Source organism: Streptomyces sp. CA-294286 (assembly GCF_050947155.1).
GTDB lineage: Bacteria > Actinomycetota > Actinomycetes > Streptomycetales > Streptomycetaceae > Streptomyces.
This window is the reverse complement of sequence record NZ_CP192005.1, coordinates 75,689-98,070: the sequence shown is the minus strand read 5'-3', so window position 1 is coordinate 98,070 and position 22,382 is coordinate 75,689. Positions and strand designations below refer to the sequence as shown.

Here is a 22,382-nt window from a genome sequence, read left to right as displayed (position 1 = left end):
GCGGCCGCCACGGGAACGCCTGCCCTGACGAGGTCGCCGCCATGAACCACCACTACCGCCTGACCCCGCACCTCGTCGTCGTGCTGGAGGACGTCGTCGACATCGGCAACGTGCACGAGGTCCAACGGTGGATGTGCGCGGTCGCCCGGACCGGCGACCACCGGTCGGTCGTGGTGGACGTGCGCAGCACGCTGCTCACGTCCACCGCCCTGCACATGCTCTTCGCCTTCCAGGGCGTCGTCAACGACGAGGGCCGCTCACTGTGCCTGCTGATGCGCCACCCCCTCGCGCTGAAGGTGCTCCGGCTGACCGACCTGTACGCGGCGTTCCACCTGGTGTCCGCGCTGCCCGAGCCGCTGGGAGCGGCGGAAGTACGCGGCTGGGGCTGATCCCCGCGGAGAAGAGACGGCCCGCGGGTGTTATCGCCGACGGGACCAGGGCACTCGAACCGTGCGCCGCCCGACGGCGCGCGCACCCGCACACCGACCATCCGCGAACCTTCCGACAGGAGGAAACCGCATGACCACCGCACGCGACATCATGACCGGCGGAGCCGAGTGCATCGGCGCGCAGGAGACCGTCCTGGAGGCCGCCCGCAAGCTCACCCAGCTCGGCGTCGGCGCCCTGCCGATCTGCGGAACGGACGAGCGGCTCAAGGGGATGCTGACCGACCGGGACATCGTGGTGAAGGTGCTCGGCGCGGGCAAGGACCCCGCCACCGTCAAGGCCGGCGACCTCGCCCAGGGCGAGGCCGTCACCATCGGAGCCGACGACAGCGCGGACGAGGTGTTCGCCACCATGACCTCGCACAAGGTCCGTCGCCTGCCCGTGATCGACGGCCACACCCTGGTCGGAGTGGTCGCCCTGGCGGACGCGGCCCGCGCCCTGTCCGACCCCAAGGCCGGACAGCTCGTGGAGGCCCTCTCCACCGACTGAACCCCCAGGACACGACCGGAGGCTGCCCGGGGTCCCGACACGGGCCCCGGGCAGCCACGTCCCGGCAGCGGGGTCGAGTAAAAGGAATGATGCACACGATGAAGCGACAGGGGCGCGCGGCGCTCTTCGACGTCGACGGCACCCTCGCCGACACCAACCACCTGCACGTCGTCACCTGGTGGGAGGCCTTCCGCCAGGCCGGGCACGACGTGACGATGCACGACATCCACCACGCGGTGGGCCTCGGCTCGGAGGACCTCATCGCCCACCTGCTGGGCGAGGACCGCGACAAGGACCAGGACGAGCAGCTGAGCGCCGCCCACACGGCCCTCTACGGCACGTACTTCGCGCGGCTGCCCGCCCTGCCGGGGGCGAGCGAACTGCTGCACACCCTGCACGACAGGGGCTGGCGCATCGTCCTCGCGACCTCGGCGGGCGGCCCCGAACTGGAGGCGCTGCGGCGCGCCATCGACGCCGACGACGTCATCGCGGGAATCGCCAGCGCCGACGACGTCGAATCCGGCAAACCGGCGCCCGACCCCGTGCACCAGGCCCTGGACATCGCCGAAGTCGACCCGCGGAACGCGGTGTTCTTCGGCGACACGGTCTGGGACATGAAGGCCGGCACCCGGGCCGGCGTGCACACCGTCGCCCTTCTGTCGGGCGGCATCCCGCGCGCCGACCTGGAGGAGGCCGGTGCCGCCGCGGTGTACGACCACCCGGCCGACCTGCTGCGCCGACTGGACGACAGCGTCGTCGCACGTACGGAGAAGAGCACCGAAGCCCGCACGGAATGACCGGAACCGGCCTGCCGTCCGTTTGAATTCCGACCCTCCGGTCACTCGCTTCGCACAGGGCACACCACGCCCGGCCGACCTCGCCAGGGGCTCGCAAGCCCACGACGACGACCCGACAAGGAGCGCTGATCATGGAGCGGTGGACAGAGCAAGCGGCGTGCGCGGAGGAGGACCCCGAACTGTTCTTCCCGGTCAGCAGTCAGGGCCCGGGAGCGGCACAGACCCAGCGGGCCAAGGAAGTCTGCGCCCGCTGCCCCGTCCAGGCCGCCTGCCTGCGCTGGGCACTGGACACCGATCAGGTGTCCGGCATCTGGGGCGGCACCGGGGAGAAGGAACGCGCGGCGATCCGTCGCCGCGAGATCTCCCGCGCCAGGACCAGGCTCCTCTCCTCCCCGTCCCACTGAGCGGTCGGCGCCCTGCCGCGGGGCGCCGACCGCTCGGCCGCACCTGACCGCGGGAGAACCCCGCCGGGGCGAGGATGCCCGTGTTGACCTGCGGGAAGACCGCAGCACTGAAGCGTTAGCGGAACGTGAGTGGAACGACAAGGCGGAGCCCGAAGCTGAAGGCAGACCCGATGCCTGCACAGGGCATCGACCGCAACGACTCGTTCCACGGGAGCCCTCACATGCGTACCTCCACCCGCCGCCCCGCCGTCCTCGCAGCCGCCGCCTTCGCCGCACTGAGCCTGACCCTCACCGCCTGCAGCGACGGCACCGGCGCGAAGAGCGAGGACTCCAAGGCGCCGTCCTCGGCTGCCAAGGCATCCGACACGAGCCCGCAGGCGAAGGACGAGGACGCGAGCGCGGGCGAGTCGGCCGACGCGGCCAAGGACGCGGGTCAGGCGGGTCCCGCCAACGGAACCGCCGGCGCCACCGGTACGCAGACGGGCACCAAGTCGCCGAAGAAGACCGGCGGCAAGGCCCCGGCCTGCACCGTCAAGGACGTCAGGATCACCGCGGCCAAGGAGGGCGTGCCCACCACCCACCTCACTCTGACCGCGAAGAACACCTCGGGCCGCGCCTGCACCATGGTCAAGTACCCGCTGCTCGCGTTCGGCGAGATCCAGACCGCCAAGGACGTGCCGGCCGTCGCCAAGAGCAAGCCCGCCGCCCCCGTCGTGCTGGAGCCCGGAGCCCCCGCCTACGCCGCCGTGCGGATCAACGACGGCGGCGTCGACGAGCAGAACCGCGCCGTCACCGACTTCTACGTGAACCTCTTCGCCGCGGACGGCCCTGCCGAGGGCAGCAGGACCGTCACCGTGCCGGGCGGCATCGCGGTCGACGACGCCGTGGCGAAGACCGGCTACTGGACGCCCCAGCTGCGCAACGGCGCCGACGAGTTCTGAGCCACCGCGTACGGGAAGGGCCCGCCCGGCGTACGCCGGGCGGGCCCTTCCGATCAGCGGGGGAGGGGCGCACCCTCGCACCCCGACGGCGTCACACCACCGGGGCCGGGTACGTCGGGTACTCCACACCGGAGACGTGCTGGACGACCCGGATGACCTGGCACGAGTAGCCGAACTCGTTGTCGTACCAGAGGTAGAGGATCGCGTCGTCACCCTCGACCTTCAGCGCGCCCGCGTCGATGATCGACGCGTGCCGCGAGCCGACGAAGTCGCTGGAGACCGCGTCGGGAGCGCTGATGAAGTCGATCTGCCGCTTGAGCGGCGAGTTCAGCGAGACGTTGCGCAGGTGGTCGAGGACCTCCTCGCGGCTGGTCTCGCGCCCCAGTCGCAGGTTGAGGATGGCGATCGACACGTTCGGCACCGGGACGCGGATCGAGCTGCCGGTGATCCGCGCGTCCAGGTCGGGCAGCGCCTTCGCGACGGCGGAGGCGGCACCGGTCTCGGTGATCACCATGTTGAGCGGCGCGGACCGGCCGCGGCGGTCGGAGCTGTGGTAGTTGTCCAGCAGGTTCTGGTCGTTGGTGAACGAGTGGACGGTCTCCACGTGGCCGCGCAGCACGCCGTACTCGTCGGCCATCGCCTTCAGCGGCGGCACGATCGCGTTGGTGGTGCAGGACGCGCAGGACAGGATCTGCTCGTCCGGCTTGATCGTGTCGTGATTGACGCCGTGCACGATGTTCGGGACGTCGCCCTTGCCCGGCGCGGTCAGCACGACCTTGTCGATCCCGGGACGCAGGTGCTTGGACAGGCCCTCGCGGTCCCGCCAGCGGCCGGTGTTGTCGATGAGGATGGCGTTCTTGACGCCGTACTGCGTGTAGTCGACCGTCGTCGGGTCGTCGGAGTAGATCACCTTGATCGTGTTGCCGTTGGCGACGATCGTGTCGTTCGCCTCGTCGACGGTGATCGTGCCCTGGAACTGGCCGTGCACGGAGTCCCGGCGCAGCAGCGAGGCCCGCTTCACGATGTCCTGGCCCGCACCCTTGCGGACGACGATGGCGCGCAGCCGCAGGCCGTTGCCCGAGCCGGCCTTCTCGATGAGCAGCCGGGCCAGCAGACGTCCGATCCGGCCGAACCCGTACAGCACGACGTCGCGCGGCTCCCGGCGCTCGATCTTGTTCTCGCCCGTGGCGCCCGCGACCGCCTCGGCGGTGAACTCCTCGACCGACATGCCGCGGTCGTCGCCGCGGTAGGCCTCGGCGAGCAGGCCGATGTCGATCTGGGACGGGCCCAGGTCGAGTGCGGTGAGCGCCTGGAGGAAGGGAAGCGTCTCGGTGATCGAGAGCTCCGCACCGGCTATCTGGCGGGCGAACCGGTGGGTCTTGAGGATGCTCACCACCGACTTGTTGACCAGCGAGCGGCTGTGCAGCAGGACCGTTACGTCCCGCTCCCGGTGCAGCTTGCCGATGATCGGAATCATCGACTCCGCGATCTCCTCGCGGTTCTTCCAGTGGGTGAACGAGTCGTCGTTGACAGTCACAGGTTTCTCTTTCGAGCTAGGCAGCGCTCATATGCTAACCCGCCTGGTTCTCGCCCATGCAGGTGGTCCCGCGTCGGCGGAAAGACCTCCCGCGAGCCGGCCCCGAACCCTTGGAAACCCTGCCTTCCGGGGGCCTCGTCGCGTCGTACGGGCGGCCGACGGCCGGACCGTCCGGACCCGGACGGCGACGCGCACGCACCTCCGCCCTCCTCGACGCTCGGACCAGACCCGACCTGACCCGCCCCGCCCGAACGACCCGCGACCGCCGCGACCGAACCCCGGGGGACCGCACGGCGAGGTCCCCACACGTCGGCACCCCTCCACCGTCGTCCCATAACCGTCAGAACCTCCAGGGCTTGAAGGGGTTCTGAAGTAATTTGCAAAACCTCTGAGGGTCACGGCAATCCGGGGATGCCTAAAGTGCGGCAGGTGGGAAACGGGTCGCAGAAATGTTCCTGAAAGGATTTCGCCATGACTGCTTCGCACGCCCAGGAATTACACGTCCGGCCTGCCCGGTCCCATTCGTCCGGCCGGGCCGCCGTGCCGAAGGGCCTGCCGCTTGACGCTTCCGTACGCATACCCCCCGTAACAGCCTCTCGGGAGACGACATGATCGGCCGTCGCGCATTTCTCGGCAGTGCGGGAGCGGGACTCGCCGCAGCCGTCGTCGGCTTCGACCCACGTGAACGCGGATGGGTGACCCGGGCCGAGGCCGCCCAAGGGCCCTCGTTCGCACGGGCGCCCGAACTGGACGGTGAACTCGCGCTCGACGAGGCGTCCTTGAAAGCCGTCTCCACCGACCTGGGCAACATCGTCCGCCACACACCCCGTGCGGTGCTGCGGCCGGGTTCGGCACGCGACATCTCCACGATGATCCGATTCTGCCGGGAACACCGCATCGCGGTGTCACCCCGCGGCGCGGCGCACACCACCTACGGACAGGCACTCTCCGACGGACTCGTCATCGAGAACCGTTCGCTCCGGCGCATACACGCGCTCGGCCGGAACACCGCCGAAGTGGACGCCGGAATCCACTGGATGGACCTCGCCAAAGCCGCCTTCGCGCAGTCGCCGCGCGCCACCCCGCCGGTACTCACCGGCTACACCGGGCTGACCGTCGGAGGCACGTTGTCCGTGGGAGGCGTCGGGGGCATCGTCGGCGGGCTCAGCACCGGTCTCCAGGTCGACCACGTACGCGAACTGGAAGTCGTCACCGGCACCGGATCCGTCGAACGCTGTTCACGTCACCGCAAGCCCGACCTGTTCGAAGCGGTCCTCGGCGGGCTCGGCCAGTGCGGTGTCATCACCAAGGCGGTCATCGAACTCGTCCCCGCCAAGGAACGCGCCCGCACGTTCCTCCTGGGCTACACCGACAACGCCGCGTTCGCCCGCGACCTCCACACCCTCATCGAGCGGCGCGGCGTGGACCACGTCTACGCCGAGTTCGTCGCCCCGGGCACCGCCCCCACATACAAGATCCACGCCACGAGCTTCTACGACCCCTCCGCACCGCCCCACGACCGGAAGCTGCTCGACGGCCTGTCCGCCGTGCCGGAGGTCTCGGACACCGGCTACCTGGAGTACGTGTTCTCCATCGACACCCTCATCGACTCCCTGCGCGAGACGGAGAACTGGGACCGCCTCGTCAAGCCGTGGTTCGACGTGTGGGTCCCCGGGCGCGCCATCGAGCGCTACCTCGCCGACGTCGTACCGACCCTGACGCCGCGCGACATCGGCACGTACGGGGCAGGTCTGATCTACCCGCAGCGGCGCGCGCACGTCCACCGCGCCCAGCCCCGGCTGCCCGAGCCGGACGGGTCGCCGTGGGCGTTCATCGTCGACATCAACACGGTGTCGAGCAGCCCCGAGCCCGAGCCCGGATTCGTGGAGGAGATGCTCGCCCGCAACGAGCGGCTGTACGCACGCACCCGCAAGGACTACGGCGGGGAGCTCTACCCGATCGGCTCGGTGCCGCTCGCCCCGCGGCAGTGGCGCACCCACTTCGGCGACAGGTGGCCGGCCTTCCGGGCCGCGAAGCGCCGCTACGACCCGGCCGGCATCCTCACGCCCGGCCACGGCATCTTCGCCGACGAGTGAGCGTGCGGCCACCGACCGCCTGACGCGTCCGCCGCGCGGGAGCCCCGGACGAGGACCGTCCGTCCGGGGCTCCCCGCGCGCCCGGCGCACGCGGTGCGGGTCAGCGCGCCGCCGCGTACGACTGGCGTCCTCGCGGACTGGCCGCCGCCAGCAGCAGGTCGCGCTCGCGGTCCACGCCGACCGCGCAGACCTTGCCCAGCGACTGCTCGGGCACCAGCTCGACCTCGTGCCCCCGGGTGCGCAGCTCCTCCACCACCCCGGGATCGCAGTCCCGCTCCACGACCAGCTTCCTGGGGTGTGCCTCGTGCGGCGTGAACGAGGCCGCGAAGTGATCGGTGTGGAAGGCCAGCGTCTCCGTCGCGCTCTGCAGGTCGAGGCCGAACTCGGTCACCGCGAGGAAGAATCCCAGCGTCCACTGGTCCTGCCGGTCCCCGCCGGGCGTTCCGAAGGCCAGCACCGGTTTACCGTCCCGCAGTACGAGGCTGGGGCTGAGGGTGGTGCGGGGGCGCCTGCCCGGCCCGAAGGAGTTGAGGTGGCCCTGCTCCAGGGTCATCGTCTGGGCCCGGGTGCCCAGCGAAAGCCCCGTGCCCGGAACGACCGGGGAACTCTTCAGCCAGCCGCCGCTGGGAACGGCCGCCACCATGTTCCCGAACCGGTCGGCGACGACGATCGTGCACGTGTCGGTGCGCGCCTCGGCGGCCCGTACGACCGTGGGCAGACCGTTGCGGATCTGATTCATCCAGTGGTCGCGGGACGGCGGCAGCACGTCCGGCACCTGCTCCGGGATGTGCGGCGCACGCCCGTCGGGGGAGCCGGGCCGCAGCACGGAAGCGGCCTTGGCCTCGACGAGCCGTCGGCGCTCCTCGGTGTACGCCGCACTGAGCAGCGTCCCGAGCGGTACGTCACCGTGGTCGGGGTCGCCGTACCAGGCCTCGCGGTCGGCGAAGGCCAGCTTGGCGCACTCGGCGACGGTGTGGATGTACTCCGCGCTGTCGAGGCCCATGCGCCGCAGGTCGAAGCCGTCCAGGAGGGCCAGCTGCTGGAGGAAGACCGGGCTCTGGGACCAGGGGCCCGGCTTGTGCACCGTGCAGTTCCCGTACCGCACCTGCGCGGACTCCTCCACGGTGGCCCGCCAGTCCGCCATGTCCTGTCCGGTGAGGAAGCCCTTGTTGCGGCGGCCGGTGGAGTCCAGGACCTCGGTGGTGGAGACGAACGAGTCGATCGCCTCGGCCACGAAACCGCGGTAGAAGGCGTCCTCGGCGGCGGCGAGCTGCGCCTGATGCCCGCCGCCCGCGGCGGTGGCCTCGCGCAGGAGCCGCTTGTACGTCTGTGCCAGCGCCGGATTGCGGAACCGTGAACCGGCGGCGGGCGGGCGGCCGTCCGGCAGGTAGACCCGCCCGGATTCGAGCCATTCCGTCTCGAACAGCGGGGCCATCACCTCGATGGCGTCGGCGGCCCCGGTGAGCAGCGGGAAGCCGTTCTCCGCGTAGCCGATGGCGTGGTCGAGGACGTCGGCGAGCGGAAGGGTCCCGTGTTCGGCCAGCAGCCGCATCCATGCGCCGAAGGCTCCGGGGACCACGGCGGGCAGCAGACCCGACCCCGGTATCTGGTTCAGCCCCAGTCGCCTGATGCTGTCGGCGGTCGCGGACGCGGGGGTGGGGCCCTGCCCGCACACCACCTGCACCCGGTCCGTGGACGCGCGGTAGGAGACGATCGGCACCTCCCCGCCGAGGCCGTTGAAGTGCGGTTCCACCACTTGCAGGACGAATCCGGCGGCGGCGGCGGCGTCGAAGGCGTTGCCACCCTTCTCCAGGACCGCCATGGCGGCTGCCGAGGGCAGCCAGTGGGTCGAGGAGACGGCACCGAAGGTTCCACTGAGCTGTGGCCTTCCTCCGTTCACGTTCATCTGCGACACGCCTTTCTGTTCTTGGTCGTCCTTGCGAAAGAAAAGGGGATCGGGCGACTGCGCCGGCTGCGCCGGGCGACCGTCAGACCCGCGGCACCAGGTCGTAGAAGCACATGCGCGGCCCGGCCGTGGCCCATGTGAGGGTCCGGCGGCACGACAGGCGGGTGCGTGCGAAGAGAGCGGACCAGGCCGCACGGTCCACCGGGAAACCCTGGTCCGTGAGGACGTGCATCAGGAAGAACTCCGAATCGCTCTCCCGGTCGTCGTAGTGCGGCTCCGGCTCGCCGATCAGCAGCATCTTCTCGCCGGTGAGGAAGCCCGCGTAGGCGTCGAGGATGGCCACGACCGCCTTGTCGCCGTCCCGGAACTGCTCGTGCAGCACGCCGATGGAGGTGATCACCTCGGCGCCCGAGCAGACCTCGGGCCACGACATGGGATCGAACGCGTCGGCGACGACGAAGTCGAGCCTGTCCTCCAGACCGTGGCTGCGCGCGAGCTCCCGTGCGACCTCCACAGCGGCGGGCGCGATGTCCAGGCCGACCCCGGTGATCCCGGGGTCGTTGAGGCAGGCGTCCACCAGGAGCTGTCCGCCGCCGCAGCCGAGGTCCAGGAAGCGTTTGGCGCCGCGGTCCCGCATGGTCTCCAGCACCAGGGGGGTGTAGTAGGCGGCGAAGATCGTGGCGCAGTGGCGGCTCAGCGGGCCGTTGCTGCGCTGCACGTCCGTGCCGTAGACGGCCGCACCCGTCATCAGCTCGTCGGCCCGCTGGACCACCGGGCCGTACGCCTCCAGGTAGAAACCGAGCCGGGCGAGGGAGATGTCCGAGGTCAGCAGCGTGCCGCGGCGCGTGAGCCGGTAGGTGCCCCGCCACTCCTCCAGTACGCCCTTGAGGACCAGGTAGCGCAGGACGTTCGCGGAGACGCGGTGGTTCATTCCGTCGAGCAGACCGGTTTCCGCGCTGTCGCGGCCGCGGCGCAACCGGTCCAGCAGGCCGGATTTCGAGAGGGCGTGCAGGGCGTGGCACAGATGCAGAGAACCGAGCAGGTCCGGCATCGAGGAGAGCTGGAAATCCTGCCAGGTGCGGGTCAGTTCCTCGTCGCGGAATTCGAGGGTCTCACCGTCCGGCGGACCGGAATTGCCGAATCTGCCGGAATCGCCGCGCTCGCGGGAACTGCGGCGAGCGCCGGAACTGCTGTGCGTGAGGTCCATGGAAGCCTTCCTTCTGCCGACTCAGTCAATGACTCTTCTGCTGGTGTGCTGGTGTGCTGGTGTGCTGGTGTGCTGCGTTGCCGGTCCGCCGGTCTGCGTCGAAGGCGTCGGCGTCCTGGTCACGAGGGCCGGGGCCCGGCGTGGGCGTCCTCCTCCTCGGCCCCCTCCGCCCCCTCGGGCGCCGGGTCCTCCTCCGAGCTCCGGCGGACGTGGCGCAGGGCGGTGCCCACCAGGAGTGCGGACACCGCGACCAGGACCGTGGCGATCAGGGCGATGACGGTCAGCCCGCCGGAGAACGCCTCGCGGCTGATCTCCACGAGGTCGGCACCCAGCTTCTCGGGCAGTTCCTCAGCCGCGGACAGCGCCTTGGCGAGGGTGTCCCCCGCGGGTACGGCGGCCTCGGCCGGTGTCCCGGCGGGGATGTTCTCCTCCACCCGCGACCGGTAGACGGCGGTGCCGATGCTGCCCAGGACGGCCAGGCCCAGAGCGCCGCCGAACTCGTTGCTGGTCTCCGAGACGGCGGAGGCCGCCCCGGCCCTATCCGGGGGAGCGGAGCTGACGACCATGTCCGTGCCCAGGTTCAGTGCCGGGGCGATGCCCGTGGACATGACGGCCAGGCCGGCCACCAGCAGCCCGAAGTCGTCACGGCCGGCCAGCGCGACCAGGAGCGCCCCGGCCGCCGCGACGGTGAGGACGGCAGCCATGACGTACGCCGGACGCACCCGGCGCAGTGCCGCGATGGCCAGCACCGCACCGACGACACCGCCCGCGCTGCCCGGCAGGATCCACAGACCCGCCTCCAGCGGGGACAGCGCGTGCACCAGCTGGAGCGACTGCACGATGAACAGGTTGATGCCGAACATCACGAAGGACAGGGTGGCCAGGGCGCCCAGCGAGACCCGGAAGCGGGGCTCGCCGAAGAGCCGCAGGTCGATGAACGGGTCCTCCAGTCGACGCTGCCGGCGCAGGAAGAACACCCCCGATGCCACGCCGGCCACGAGCGCCGCCACCGACAGCGCGCCGAAGCCGTCCCGGGTGATCTGCTTGATGCCGTACACCACCGGCAGGACTGCGGCCAGGGACAGCAAGGAGCTGGTCAGGTCCAGCCGCACCGCTTTCTGCGCCCGGTACTCGGGCAGCAGTACGGGGCCGAGGACCAGCAGCAGCACCATCACGGGGACGCCGACCAGGAAGACCGCACCCCACCAGAAGTGCTCCAGCGTCACCCCGCCGACCAGCGGCCCGATCGACGCGCCCACGGTGAAGCACATCATCCACGCGGAGATGGCCACGGTCCGCTGACGCTCGTCGAGGAACATGACGCGCAGCAGCGACAGGGTGGACGGCATCAGCGTCGCCCCGGCCAGTCCCAGCAGGGCGCGGGCCGCGATCAGCGTCTCGGGGCTCGTGGAGTACGCGGCCAGCACGGAGGCAGCCGCGAAGGCCCCGGCCCCGGCCAGCAGCAGTCGGCGCCTTCCGATCCGGTCCCCGAGGTTGCCCATGGTGATCAGGAAGCCCGCAACCATGAAGCCGTAGATGTCCGTGATCCACAGCAGCTGCGACCCGGTGGGAGCGAGGTCCGAGCTGAGCTGCGGGACGGCCAGGTGCAGCACCGTCATGTCCATCACGATCAGCATCGCGGGCAGGGCGAGGACGGCGAGCCCCAGCCACTCCCGCATCCCCGCGCGGGGCGGGCTCTGGCCGGAATCGGTGGGACGGTCGGACCGTGCGGATGTCATGAACGCTCCTCGCGTGTCGGCGGACTGCGGCGGAAGTGCTTCGGTGCGCTGCGGCGGACGTGCGCGTGCCGTGGGGGTGGGGATCCACGGCGGTCGGGTGACCGGGGCCGCGTGCCGTGGGGGTGGGGATCCTCGGCGGTCGGGTGACCGGGGCCGCGTGCCGTGCGGGTGGGGGCCTCGGAATCAGGCGACCGGGGAGTGCGGAATCCGGCCACCGGCCGCCTCCTTCTGCCACCGGCCGCCGTTCTCGCGGTACCAGTCGACCGTCTCGGCCAGCGAGGCCGCGAAGTCCCGGCGCGGGGCCCAGCCCAGCTCCCGGCGGATCCTGGCCGTGTCGACCGAGTAGCGCAGGTCGTGCCCCGGACGGTCGGCGACCTGCTCCACGCTGTCCCAGTCCGCGCCGCACTGCTGAAGCAGGAACTCCGTGAGCTGCCGGTTGGTCAGTTCGACACCGCTGCCGACGTTGTACACCCGGCCTGCCCGCCCGGCGGTGCGCACCCGCTCCACGGCGTCCACGTGGTCGTCCACGTGGATCCACTCGCGGGTGTTGTCCCCGGTGCCGTAGAGAGGAACCGTGCGCCCGTCCAGCAGCCGGGTCACGAAGAGCGGAATGACCTTCTCCGGGTACTGCCGGGAACCGAAGTTGTTGCAGCAGCGCGTGACGCACACGTCCAGTCCGTAGGTCGCGTGGTAACTGAGGGCGAGCAGGTCGCCGGCGGCCTTCGAAGCGGAATAGGGCGAACTGGGGTTCAGCGGGTGCTCCTCGGGCCAGGATCCCTCCGCTATCGACCCGTACACCTCGTCGGTGGAGACGTGCACGAAGCGCCGGACGCCGTGCCGGACCGCCGCGTCCAGCAGGACCTGAGTGCCCAGGACGTTGGTGCGCACGAACTCCTGGCCGCCGGTGATCGAGCGGTCCACATGGGTCTCGGCGGCGAAGTGCACGATCTCGTCCGCCTCCGCCACGACCCGGTCGACCACCTGCGGGTCGCAGATGTCCCCGGTGACGAACCGGAAGCCCGAACGGCCGTGCAGACCGGAGAGGTTGAGGGGGTTGCCCGCGTAGGTGAGGCTGTCCAGGACGGTGACGTGCGGGCCGGTTCCGGGTGCGGTGGACGGCGCGAAGAGAGACCTGACGTAGTGCGACCCGATGAAGCCGGCGCCTCCGGTCACGAGTAGGTGAGTGGGCACGGCACGTTCCTTCCTGTGAGGGATGGTTCAGGCCACGGACGGCCGCTCGTCGTCCGGCCGTTCCCCGTTCGTTGCCGCAGTGCTGACGTGTGGGGGGACACAAACCGGCGTGCGCATGGAGTCGGCCAACCGGGACAGGAGTCCACGAGCACGACTCCGAAGTTGCCCGCATGGAACGGGACTTCACGGACAGGGGGACTGACTGTGTCTGGAGAAGACGGAAACGTACGCAGAGACACCACCGGAAAGGATCTGGGGCTCGTCGTCGTGCACGAAAAGGGCGCGGAGGGACTGCGCGGGCCGCGCATCCTGGTCGCGTCCGACTGCCCGTCGGTCGGCACCCTCAAACAGGACCTGCAACGACACGGCTACCGGGCCACGGTCGCCTCCAGCGGCAAGGCCGTCCTGGAGACCCACGACCGCTACGACCTGGTCCTGCTGGACACCGACCTCCCGGACCTCGACGGCGTCTCGGTGTGCCAGTTCGTACGCCGGCGGAACGACGTCCCGATCATCGGCTTCACCTCGACCAGGGCCGAGGTGGACCGCGTCCTTCTGCTGGAGGCGGGATGCGACGACTGCGTCGACATGCCGTACCGGGCCCGCGAACTGGTCGCCCGGATCAAGGCCGTCCTGCGTCGCACCGCGGCACGGGACACCACCGGGCGGGCCGCCGCCCCGGAGGACGACGAGCGCATGCGGTTCGGGCCGCTCGTCATCGACACCGTGCGACGGGAAGCACGACTGAACGGCAGGCCGGTCGCGCTGACCCGCAAGGAGTTCGACCTGCTGCACAAACTCGCGACGGAACCGGAACGCATCTTCCAGAGACAGGAGTTGATGTCCGACGTGTGGGACTACCCGGCCGACAACCGGCTGAGCGTCCAGGAGAGCCGGACCATAGACACCCATGTCAGCAGCCTCCGGGGCAAGCTGGGAAACAGCGAGTGGGTCACGACCATCCGCGGCGTCGGCTTCCGGTTCGGCATGCCCGTCCCGCCGCCGGAGACGCACGCGGTCGGCTCGGGCGCGGCCTGTCCCCGCCAGGTCGACACCGAGGAGCCCGTGCCGCTGCGGCTCATCAGGTCGCGAAGCGCCAACGGGTCTGCGCCACAGGGCCCTTGGTGAAGGCGAACACCGTCCGGGGGGCCACCGCGAACGCGTACGACCTGCCGACGGAACCGCTGAGCATGTCGCCGTCCACCACGTAGTCCCACTGCGCACCGTACTTGTCGCGGAACACCTCGGCGGCCTCCTGGAGCCGCTTCTCCTCGGTGACCCGCAGCGCACTTCCCTCCAGGACGACGTCCGTACCGACACCGAGCCGGTTGGTCCCCGTCATCAGGGAACACCGAGGATTGACCACTAGGTTGCGCACCTTGCGCTCGTGCGGTTGCGAACAGAACCACAGGGCCCCGTCGTGCCACGCCCCCGCGACGGGCGTGAGGTGCGGGCGGGGGTCGGGGCGCACCGTCGCGATCCAGTACAGCTCGGCCTCGGCCAGCATGCTCCTCGTCTCGGCCCACTGGGCGGGAGGGGCTCCCGGCTCGGTGTAGCGGGGGTCCAGTTCCACGTCGAACGGGTGCTCGGTCATGAGGAATCTCCCAAGGGTGACAGCGAGGCATGGCCGGGTGACATCACCGGTACGGCCGACCCGTTCGCTCCCGGACCGCGGACCGGCCGGCCGTCGGACCCGAGGCCGCGGTGGAACTCCGGGTACGAGGCGATGATCTCGTCGGACTGGGTGCGCGGGTCGAACTTCTCGCACAGCCGGTCCAGCACGTGCTTGTCCCACTCGCTGCGCCGGACGACCTCGTCGTACGGGGTGCGGGTGAAGGCCACCAACTGGTACAGCTGCGTGTAGTCCCGCGGATATCGCTGGTGCAGCCGTCGCTCCAACGCCTTGCGCAGGTGGAAGAGTTCGTCGTCGATGTGGGCGCTCAGTTCCTCCAGGTTCGCCATCGAGAGGTCGGCGATCGCCTGACCGGGGGCCACCCGCAGGGCACTGAAGTCCGACACCGCCGCGCGGATCGCACTGTGCCGGTCGCGGTTCCTGGCCAGGTGGCGGTCGAGCAGGTGGCACAGCACCTCCGAGTCCTCGAAGCTGCAGTTGATGCCCTGCCCGTAGAAGGGGACGATGGTGTGCGCGGCATCCCCGACGAGGACCGCACGGGCATAGTGGTACGGGGCGCAGCGGACCACCTTGAGCAGTGCGGGACGGGTGTCCCACACCTCCTCGGTGACCCGCGGCAGGGACGCGGCGATGTCCGGGTACTCGCGGTCGAAGTGGCCGCGTACGGACTCCCGGTCCTCGAAGGCCCTGAACCTCAGCTCCCCGTCCCGGCTGTCCACCGGCATGAACAGGGTCACGGCGGCGGTGCCGTCCCGGTTCGGCTGGGCCTGTAGGAAGTGGTCCCCGCGCGGCCACAGGTGCATCCGGTCCCGGCTGAGCGCCTCCGCCGCCTCCGGCGCCACGGTCAACTGGACGTGTCCGTGCGGGATGTACTCCTGCTGGATGCGCATCCGGGCGCCGGACTTCGACAGTTCGTGCCGCAGTGCGCTGTTGGCGCCGTCGCAGCCGATCAGGATGTCCCCGGACGCCCGGCGCAGGCTGCCGTCCGCTGTGACGAACACGGCCTCGGCGCGGCGTGCGTGCGCCGCCACGCAGGTGTGGCCGTAGTGCACCCGCGCTCCCGCGGCCAGCGCCTCCTTCAGCAGGAGGCGCCGGAGTTCGGTGCGCGGCACGGACAGCAGGTGGTGGTCGCCGTTCATTCCGTAGGGCTGGTGGGTGAGCGTCCGGTCCCGGTGGTGCACGGTGCGCTGCTGGAGGATCGTGCCCATCCGGTAGACGCGTTCGCGCAGCGCGGCGGGCAGGGCGCTCGCCCCCCGCAGGGTGAGGGTCAGGTTGAAGGAGTGGCCGGTGGCTTCGGCGGTCGAGCTCTCGGCCGACTGCTTCTCGTACATCTCCACTTCGTAGTTCCGTCGGCGCAGCTCGATGGCGAGGAGGCAGCCCACCGGGCCGGCCCCCACGATGACGGCCCTGACGCGGTGCTTGGCTATGGGCACGGGGAGTTCCTTCCTGTGGGGGGTGGTGCCCCGGTGGGTCGGGGCGGTCCGGCCCGCTCCGTGAGGGGCCGGTCACCCGGCGCTCAAGGAGTGCCGGGTGCGGTGACCTGCCCGGTCTCGGTGAAGTACCGGACCATCGACGTGATCCAGGACGGATCGGGGGCGGGGAGTTCGAGCCCCATTTCCTTCAGCAGCCGGACCGTGGCGTCGTTGCCGTAGCGGTGGTCGGCCAGCTCCATGACGCCTTCGCGGAAGAGCGGGACGAGACTGGCGAGGGAGCTGTCGGCGCCGGCAGAGCTGTTCGCGGGCACCTGTTCCAACGCGTGCAGCCACTCGTCGGTGGACACCTTCCTGGGTGCCCGGCCCAGTGCGGCCAGGGCGGCGAACACCGCGTCCCAGCGCAGGCCGACCGGGTGGAAGACGTGCACGTTCCGGTGGTGCGAGGCGGGCGCCCGGGACAGCAGCACCACCGCGTCGGCCACCACGTCCGCCGGCAGCAGGTCCACCGCCGGCCCGGGGTCCGCCGGTGCGAGGCCCAGTTGCAGGAAGCTCTTGACCTGGAGCCAGAAGAAGTCGTCCGGACGGCAGGCGCCGGTGGTGGTGGCGGGTCCGATGCGCCCGATGCGGTGCACGGTGACCGGTACGCCCCGCTCCCGGGCCTCGATCGCCAGCCGCTCGGCGACCCACTTGCTCTGCGCGTAGCCGATGCCGAGCCCTTCGGGGATCTCCGGGACGGTGTCCTCGTCGATGTCCGCCGCGGGCCCCCTGGGGGAGAAGACGGCGAGCGTGGACATGTGCTGGAGCGGCTTGAGCACCGTGTCGGCGCAGAATTCGGCGACGCGGACGAAGCCGTCCACGTTGGTCGGCCGCACCGAGGGGTAGGGCGCGGCGAAGTTGATGTGCGCCGCCGCGTGGTACACCGCCCCGACGGACGCGGCCAGCTCCCGGTACTCCCGGTCGTCGAGGCCGAACCGTTCTCGGGCCAGGTCTCCGGCCACCACGCGCACCCGTGCCAAATCCAGGTCGCCCTCGACCCGGTACCGGCGCGCGTTCTCGGTGATCCTGCGCATCCCCTCTTCCGTCGAACCCGCCCGCACGAGGCAGTGCACGACGCAGCCCGCGGCGAGCAGCGACCGCAGCAGGAAGACGCCCAGGAAGCCGGTGACCCCGGTCAGCAGGACCGTGCGGGCCTCGGCGGGCCCGGCGGGCCGCGCGGTGGCCGCCGCGTCGACGGTGGCGGGCAGCCGGACGTCGGCCCACAGGTCGGGCTCCTCGTCGGTGCCGCTCTCCCCGGCGACCGCCCGGTCCACCCGCGCCGCCATGCCCGCTACGGTCGGGGCCGCCAGCAGGGCGCTGAGCGCGATCTCGACGCCGTACTTCTCCTGGATGCGTCCGCGCAGCCGTACCGCGAGCAGGGAGTGTCCGCCCTGCGCGAAGAAGTCGTCCTCCGGCCCGACGGGCGTACCGTCCAGCAGCCCCGACCACACCGCCGCCACCCCTTGCTCGGTCTCGGTCAGCGGGCGCCCGGCGCTCTCCCCGCGGGCCGGAGGCGGAAGCTCCGCGGCCCGTGCGGACAGTGCGGCCCGGTCGGTCTTGCCGGTGGGCGAGAGGGGGAGGCGGTCGACGCGGGCGAAGCGGGAGGGCACCATGTACGCGGGCAGCGTACGGCCCAGCAGCCGGCGCAACTCCGGTTCGTCCACCGGGTCGCCGGTCCGCAGGAACGCGACGAGACGCCGGTCGCCGGGGCCGTGCTCGGCGGCCACCACGGCCGACGCGGTCACCGACGGCAGGTCGTTCAGCGCGGCCTCCACCTCGGCTGGCTCGATGCGGTATCCCCGGATCTTGATCTGTTCGTCGGCCCGGCCCAGATGGACGAAGCCCTCGGCCTGCGTGTACCTCACCAGGTCGCCGGTGCGGTAGAACCGGGCCTGCGGATCGTCGGCGTACGGGTCGGGAAGGAAACTCCCGCGGGTCTGCGCGGGGAGGTTCAGGTAGCCGGGTGACAGGACGCGCCCGCCCACGTACAGCTCGCCCGGCACCCCGAACGGCACCGGGCGGCGGCCGGCGTCCAGGACGTACAGCCGCACCCCGCCCACGGTCCGCCCGATGGACGGCCGCTCCGGCCAGCGCGCGGGGTCCTCGGGCAGCCGCAGGGCGGTGCACAGGTGCGCCTCGGACGGGCCGTACGCGTTGATCAGCGCGGCGCCGGTGAGCCGCCCGAACATCTCCCGCAGCGCGGGCGTGACGACCAGCTGCTCGCCCGTCGTGTACACCTCGGCCAGGTCCGGCAGGGTCAGCCCGCCCTCGACGACGACCGACGCCAGCTCCTGGAGGGCGGCGTACGGAAGGAACATCCGGGCCACCCGCCGCTCGCGCAGATGACCGGCCAGCCGGTGCAGGTCGGCGCGCATCTCCTCGTCGGTCAGCACCAGCGTCGCCCCCGCGCAGAGCGCCCCGAAGATCTCCTCGAACGACACGTCGAACGACAGCGACATGTACTGGAGCATCCGGGAGGCGGCGCGCGGACCGGACAGATCGGCCTGCCGGTACGCCACGTTGGTGAGGGTGTAGTCCCGGATGACGACGCCCTTGGGCCGCCCCGTGGAACCCGAGGTGTACACCACGTACATCTCGTCGTCGGGGCCGCGCCGTCCCGGCAGATCGCCGCTGTCCCGCGCCTGCACCTGCCGTGCCTCGGCGTTCAGATCGAACACCTCGGTGCCCGGCGTCGGCGGCGCGTCCCCCTGGACGAGCAGCAGGGCGGGGCGGGCGTCCTCCAGCATCAGCGCGATGCGGTCCGCCGGGTACACCGGGTCCAGCGGCACGAACGAGGCGCCCGCCTTCAGCACCGCCAGCAGCGCGACGATCGCCTCCGGACCCCGCTCCAGCCGGATGGCGACCCGAACGCCGGGGCCCGCCCCCCGCTCGCCCAGCGCGCGGGCCAACCGATTGGCCCGCGCGTTGAGCTGACGATACGTCAGGGCGTCACCGTCCACCGTTTCGACGGCCACGGACTCCGGATGGAGCGCGGCCCGCTCCTCGAAGAGGTCGAGCACCGAGCCGTGCGCCGGCCGCTCGTCCTGCGGCCCGTGCCACGCCTCCGCCAGTTCCGCCAGCTCCGACTCCGGCACCCAGCGCAGCTCGCCGACCGTGCTGCCGGGCCGGGCGAGCAGGTCGGCCAGCAGGGTGCGGAACCGGGCCGACATCCGCCGGGCCGTCGCCGCGTCGAAGAGACCGGGGTCGTACTCGAAGTTCAGGCCGAGGTCCTCCTCGCCCTCCTCGACGATCAGGGCGAGGTCGTACTTGGGGGCGCCGCTCACGTGGTGCCACTCGTCGCCCTCCAGCCCCAGACCGGGCAGGACGCGGCGCTCCTTGGGCATCAGCGTCACCATCGTCCGGAACAGCGGGCTGCGCTCGCCGCCCCGCCCCGGACCCAGGGCCTTGACGACGTCCTCGAAGGCCGCGTCCTTGTGGCGCATCGCCGTGAGCACCTCCGTGCGGGTGCGCGCCAGCAGCTCCCGCACGGTGTCCCCGGGGGCGACACGGTGCCGCAGGACGACCGTGTTGACCAGGTGCCCGATGACCCCCTGGTCGGCGGTCCGGTCCCGCAGCGACACCGGCAGTCCCACCGTCAGGTCGCCCTGGCCGGTGTGCCGGTGCAGCAGTACGGCGTAGGCGCTCAGCAGCACCATCAGCGGGGTGACCCCCTCGGCCGCCGCCCGCTCGCGCAGTTCCGCCGCCTCAAGGCCCGGGAGCACCGTGCGCACGCTCGCCGCCGCGCTCGCCCGCTCGCCGTGCGGACGGTCGAGCGGCAGCTCCAGCAGGGGCGGGGCGTCGGCGAGGTGCTCCTTCCAGTGGCGCAGGGAGTCGTGACGGTCGCCGTCCTCCTGTGCGGCGACGACCGACCGGAACTGTGCAGGGGCCGGAGGCAGCAGCAACTCGCCCTCGGTCAGCAGGTGCTGATAGGCCGTCAGCCACTCGGTCAGCAGTACCGACCAGGAGAACCCGTCGAAGACCGCGTGGTGCACGTTGACCAGCAGGACCGAACCCGCCTCTCCCGCATCCGGTTGTCCGGAGACCGCCGTGCGGCGGGAGTCCGGCGGCCCGGTCTCCAGGCACAGCACGTTCAGCAGCGGGCCCGTCCGCAGATCCAGGCGCGTACCGGCGAAGTCGGCGGCCCTGCGCCGTACCTCTTCCTCGTCGGCCGCCACGGCGGTCGAGAAGCCGAACCTCGGCTCGTCGCAGACCCGTTGCGTCAGCCGCCCGTCGTCCTCGGCGACGAAGGTGGTGCGCAGGCTCTCGTGCCGCGCCACGACGCCGTGCAGGGCCCGGCGCAGCGGCTCCGGGTCGAGCGCGGCGGTGAAGCGCAGCAGAACGGGCGAGTTGTACGCCGTGGGGTCGCCGAACTCGCAGGCGTACCAGATGCCCGCCTGGCCCGCGGTGGCCTCGGTCCGGTCCTCCGTCCTGCCGTCGGGCCGGCTCTCGCCCCCGGACGCGGCGGCCCGCCCGCCGCCCGCCCGCCGTGCGCGCAGCAGCTCGGCCAGGGCGCGCGGGGTGCCGCTCCCGGCGACGTCCGCCGCGTCGACCTCCAGCCCGAGCAGGGCGCGCAGGTCCGTGGCGTAGGCGTCGCCGTGCTCGGTGTCGAACGGTTCGTCGGCCGCCGCCCCGGGCAGGGCGGCGGTGTGCCGCCACCGGTCGAGCAGCACCGAGAGCAGGGGGTCGTTCGCGGTGTCAGTCACGGGCAGGTGCCTCCGTTCCACCCTCGCGTATCGCTCGGATGTGGTCCGCCAGGGCCTCGGCGTTGTCGTGCTGGAAGATGTCCTCCGCCCGGACGGTGACGCCCATGACGTCATGGAGCTGGGCGGCGAGACGGATGAGCTGGAGGGAGTTGGCGCCGGACAGGACGAAGGAGTCCCGCACGGCGATCCGTTCGCGCCCGGTGATCCCCGCCAGCAGCCCGACGACGACGGACGCCACGGGATCGTCCGCGTCGCGCCCGCTCGGCGCGGGGTCCGGCTCGACGAGCACGGCGCGCGGTTCCTGCAGGGCCATGCGGTCCAGCTTCCCGTTGTGGTTCAGCGGCAGTTCGGCCAGGTGGTGGACGCGCGCGGGCACCATGTAGTCGGGCAGCCGGGCGCGCAGTTCGAACAGCAGCGCCTCGGTGTCGGGGGACTCGCCCGTACCGGTGGTGCAGAACAGGACGAGTTCCTTGAGGCTGTCCGCCGCGTCCACCGCCCGGACCACCGCCCGCTCCAGCAAACCCGTCTCCTCGGCGGCGAGTTCGACCTCGCGCAGCTCCACCCTGAAGCCCCGGATCTTGACCATCTGGTCCGTGCGGCCGACGAGCACCACTTCGCCCTCGGGCGTCGTACGCGCCATGTCGCCGGTACGGAGCAGCCGCGTACCGGCGTGCTCGGGGAACTTCTCGGCGCTGAGCCCCGGCTGGTCCAGGTAGCCCCGGGCCAGCCCGGCACCGCTGAGGCACAACTCGCCCACCTCGCCCGGCCCGCAGGGAGCGAGGTCCTCCCGCAGCACGTGCAGACCCACCCCCGGCAACGGGCGCCCCACCGGGAAGACCTGACGGCGCACGTCGTCCTCGGTCAGCGGGTGCACGGCGGTCAGGGCGGAGTTCTCCGTGCAGCCGTAGGCGTTGTAGACGGTCCCGCCGACGGCCCGGAGCGCACGGGAGAGGTGTGCGGGGGAGGGGAAGTCGCCACTGACGACGACCGTGCGCACCCCGCCCAGCGCCTCGGGGTGCGCGTCGACCAGGAGGTTGAACAGGCCGCACGGCAGGTTGAGGAAGGTGACCCGCCGTTCGGTGACGGTCTTGGCCAGGTCGGCCGGCGAGGGCAGCTGCGGGGGCGCGACGACGACCCGGGCCCCGTGCAGCAGACTCAGCCAGATCTCGGTGGTGGAGGCGGCGAAGGAGTACGGGGCGAGCTGGAGGAAGCAGTCGTCCGCGCGGACCTCCACCTCCCCGTTGTACCCGGCCACCCGGGCGACGGCCCGGTGCGGGATCAGGACGCCCTTGGGCCGGCCGGTGGAGCCGGAGGTGAACAGCACGAACGCGGTGCTTGCGGGATCCACCGCGTCCGGCAGGTCGCCGTCCTCGCACGAGGCGCTGCGGGCGATGAGTTCGTGCACGTCGCGTTCGACGGTGACGCCCCCCAGGCCCGCCGGGACGTCCCGCAGCGTCATCGGCAGCGACGCCTCCTTGACGATGGCACGGCGCACGGACACCGGGTGCGCGGGGTTCAGCGGCACCACCACCGCCCCGGCCTTCAGCAGGGCGAGCAGCACGGTGTAGAGCTCCAGCGAGCGGGACATGTGGACGCCCACCCGGGCGCCCGCCGCCACGCCCTCCTGCTGCAGTCGGCGGGCCAGCCGGTTGGCGGCGCGGTTGAGCTCGCGGTAGGTGAGCGAGGCGGTGCCGCACTCCAGCGCGGTCCGGTCCGCCGCCGCGCGTGCGGCCGTCTCGAAGGCGGTGGGGAGGGCCGGTACGTCCTTCAGCTCTTCGGGCAGTTCTTCGATGGCAAACACGAATGCTCCAACGGGTTGGGAG

Annotated in this window: 16 protein-coding genes; 7 read left to right on the top strand and 9 right to left on the bottom strand. The window is 71.5% G+C overall.

Features of this window, described 5'->3' with window-relative positions:
- The first annotated feature begins 41 nt into the window (after positions 1 to 41).
- The 5 genes from ACQPZG_RS05720 to ACQPZG_RS05700 all read left to right on the top strand — a co-directional run bounded on the left by ACQPZG_RS05720 (position 42) and on the right by ACQPZG_RS05700 (position 3,078).
- Positions 42 to 389, top strand: a complete 348-nt coding sequence (locus ACQPZG_RS05720) for a hypothetical protein (protein WP_433544728.1) — start codon at positions 42 to 44, stop codon at positions 387 to 389.
- Between the two features lie 130 nt (positions 390 to 519).
- Positions 520 to 936 carry a CBS domain-containing protein gene (locus ACQPZG_RS05715; RefSeq protein ID WP_433544727.1) on the top strand — a complete coding sequence of 139 codons (417 nt, stop codon included), beginning with the start codon at positions 520 to 522 and terminating at the stop codon, positions 934 to 936.
- A gap of 98 nt (positions 937 to 1,034) precedes the next feature.
- On the top strand, positions 1,035 to 1,733 hold the full coding sequence (locus ACQPZG_RS05710; protein ID WP_433544726.1) for an HAD family hydrolase: 699 nt from the start codon (positions 1,035 to 1,037) through the stop codon (positions 1,731 to 1,733).
- A 131-nt stretch (positions 1,734 to 1,864) separates the two neighbouring features.
- Positions 1,865 to 2,137, top strand: coding sequence for a WhiB family transcriptional regulator (locus ACQPZG_RS05705; protein WP_433544725.1), 273 nt, complete (start codon positions 1,865 to 1,867; stop codon positions 2,135 to 2,137).
- A 221-nt stretch (positions 2,138 to 2,358) separates the two neighbouring features.
- Positions 2,359 to 3,078 carry a DUF4232 domain-containing protein gene (locus ACQPZG_RS05700; RefSeq protein WP_433544724.1) on the top strand — a complete coding sequence of 240 codons (720 nt, stop codon included), beginning with the start codon at positions 2,359 to 2,361 and terminating at the stop codon, positions 3,076 to 3,078.
- 91 nt (positions 3,079 to 3,169) lie between these two features.
- Here the strand turns inward: ACQPZG_RS05700 and ACQPZG_RS05695 are convergent, their stop codons facing one another.
- Positions 3,170 to 4,615: a glyceraldehyde-3-phosphate dehydrogenase gene (locus ACQPZG_RS05695; RefSeq protein WP_433544723.1), complete on the bottom strand. Its 1,446-nt coding sequence runs from the start codon at positions 4,613 to 4,615 to the stop codon at positions 3,170 to 3,172.
- Between the two features lie 608 nt (positions 4,616 to 5,223).
- Here ACQPZG_RS05695 and ACQPZG_RS05690 point away from each other — a divergent pair.
- Complete coding sequence (locus ACQPZG_RS05690) at positions 5,224 to 6,711, top strand: FAD-binding protein (protein WP_433544722.1); 1,488 nt, start codon at positions 5,224 to 5,226, stop codon at positions 6,709 to 6,711.
- Positions 6,712 to 6,811: 100 nt separating this feature from the next.
- Here the strand turns inward: ACQPZG_RS05690 and ACQPZG_RS05685 are convergent, their stop codons facing one another.
- The 4 genes from ACQPZG_RS05685 to rfbB form a co-directional block, all read right to left on the bottom strand.
- Positions 6,812 to 8,617, bottom strand: coding sequence for a gamma-glutamyltransferase family protein (locus ACQPZG_RS05685; RefSeq protein WP_433544721.1), 1,806 nt, complete (start codon positions 8,615 to 8,617; stop codon positions 6,812 to 6,814).
- An 82-nt stretch (positions 8,618 to 8,699) separates the two neighbouring features.
- Positions 8,700 to 9,824 (bottom strand): methyltransferase domain-containing protein, encoded by a 1,125-nt coding sequence (locus ACQPZG_RS05680; RefSeq protein ID WP_433544720.1) that lies wholly within the window; start codon positions 9,822 to 9,824, stop codon positions 8,700 to 8,702.
- A 119-nt stretch (positions 9,825 to 9,943) separates the two neighbouring features.
- Positions 9,944 to 11,563, bottom strand: a complete 1,620-nt coding sequence (locus ACQPZG_RS05675) for an MFS transporter (RefSeq protein WP_433544719.1) — start codon at positions 11,561 to 11,563, stop codon at positions 9,944 to 9,946.
- 183 nt (positions 11,564 to 11,746) lie between these two features.
- Positions 11,747 to 12,754: a dTDP-glucose 4,6-dehydratase gene (gene rfbB / locus ACQPZG_RS05670; protein ID WP_433544718.1), complete on the bottom strand. Its 1,008-nt coding sequence runs from the start codon at positions 12,752 to 12,754 to the stop codon at positions 11,747 to 11,749.
- Between the two features lie 204 nt (positions 12,755 to 12,958).
- Here rfbB and ACQPZG_RS05665 point away from each other — a divergent pair, with 204 nt between their 5' ends.
- A complete protein-coding gene (locus ACQPZG_RS05665; RefSeq protein WP_433544717.1) occupies positions 12,959 to 13,882 on the top strand; it encodes a response regulator transcription factor in 924 nt (307 codons plus the stop codon).
- Here ACQPZG_RS05665 and ACQPZG_RS05660 read toward each other — a convergent pair.
- The 4 genes from ACQPZG_RS05660 to ACQPZG_RS05645 all read right to left on the bottom strand — a co-directional run bounded on the left by ACQPZG_RS05660 (position 13,836) and on the right by ACQPZG_RS05645 (position 22,360).
- Positions 13,836 to 14,348, bottom strand: a complete 513-nt coding sequence (locus ACQPZG_RS05660; protein WP_433544716.1) for a pyridoxamine 5'-phosphate oxidase family protein — start codon at positions 14,346 to 14,348, stop codon at positions 13,836 to 13,838. The genes ACQPZG_RS05665 and ACQPZG_RS05660 overlap by 47 nt on opposite strands.
- Positions 14,345 to 15,820 carry an FAD-dependent oxidoreductase gene (locus ACQPZG_RS05655; RefSeq protein ID WP_433544715.1) on the bottom strand — a complete coding sequence of 492 codons (1,476 nt, stop codon included), beginning with the start codon at positions 15,818 to 15,820 and terminating at the stop codon, positions 14,345 to 14,347. Before ACQPZG_RS05655 ends, ACQPZG_RS05660 begins: the two co-directional genes overlap by 4 nt.
- Positions 15,821 to 15,903: 83 nt before the next feature.
- Positions 15,904 to 20,559: an amino acid adenylation domain-containing protein gene (locus ACQPZG_RS05650; protein ID WP_433544714.1), complete on the bottom strand. Its 4,656-nt coding sequence runs from the start codon at positions 20,557 to 20,559 to the stop codon at positions 15,904 to 15,906.
- Positions 20,552 to 22,360 (bottom strand): non-ribosomal peptide synthetase, encoded by a 1,809-nt coding sequence (locus tag ACQPZG_RS05645; RefSeq protein ID WP_433544713.1) that lies wholly within the window; start codon positions 22,358 to 22,360, stop codon positions 20,552 to 20,554. The genes ACQPZG_RS05650 and ACQPZG_RS05645 overlap by 8 nt, the downstream gene beginning before the upstream one ends.
- Positions 22,361 to 22,382 lie beyond the last annotated feature (22 nt).

Bases quoted from the DNA above. Each gene is read 5' to 3' on its own strand.
- ACQPZG_RS05720 (WP_433544728.1), top strand. From the start codon at position 42: ATGAACCACCACTACCGCCTGACCCCGCACCTCGTCGTCGTGCTGGAG.
- ACQPZG_RS05715 (WP_433544727.1), top strand. From the start codon at position 520: ATGACCACCGCACGCGACATCATGACCGGCGGAGCCGAGTGCATCGGC.
- ACQPZG_RS05710 (WP_433544726.1), top strand. From the start codon at position 1,035: ATGAAGCGACAGGGGCGCGCGGCGCTCTTCGACGTCGACGGCACCCTC.
- ACQPZG_RS05705 (WP_433544725.1), top strand. From the start codon at position 1,865: ATGGAGCGGTGGACAGAGCAAGCGGCGTGCGCGGAGGAGGACCCCGAA.
- ACQPZG_RS05700 (WP_433544724.1), top strand. From the start codon at position 2,359: ATGCGTACCTCCACCCGCCGCCCCGCCGTCCTCGCAGCCGCCGCCTTC.
- ACQPZG_RS05690 (WP_433544722.1), top strand. From the start codon at position 5,224: ATGATCGGCCGTCGCGCATTTCTCGGCAGTGCGGGAGCGGGACTCGCC.
- ACQPZG_RS05685 (WP_433544721.1), bottom strand. From the start codon at position 8,617: ATGAACGTGAACGGAGGAAGGCCACAGCTCAGTGGAACCTTCGGTGCC.
- ACQPZG_RS05680 (WP_433544720.1), bottom strand. From the start codon at position 9,824: ATGGACCTCACGCACAGCAGTTCCGGCGCTCGCCGCAGTTCCCGCGAG.
- ACQPZG_RS05675 (WP_433544719.1), bottom strand. From the start codon at position 11,563: ATGACATCCGCACGGTCCGACCGTCCCACCGATTCCGGCCAGAGCCCG.
- ACQPZG_RS05660 (WP_433544716.1), bottom strand. From the start codon at position 14,348: ATGACCGAGCACCCGTTCGACGTGGAACTGGACCCCCGCTACACCGAG.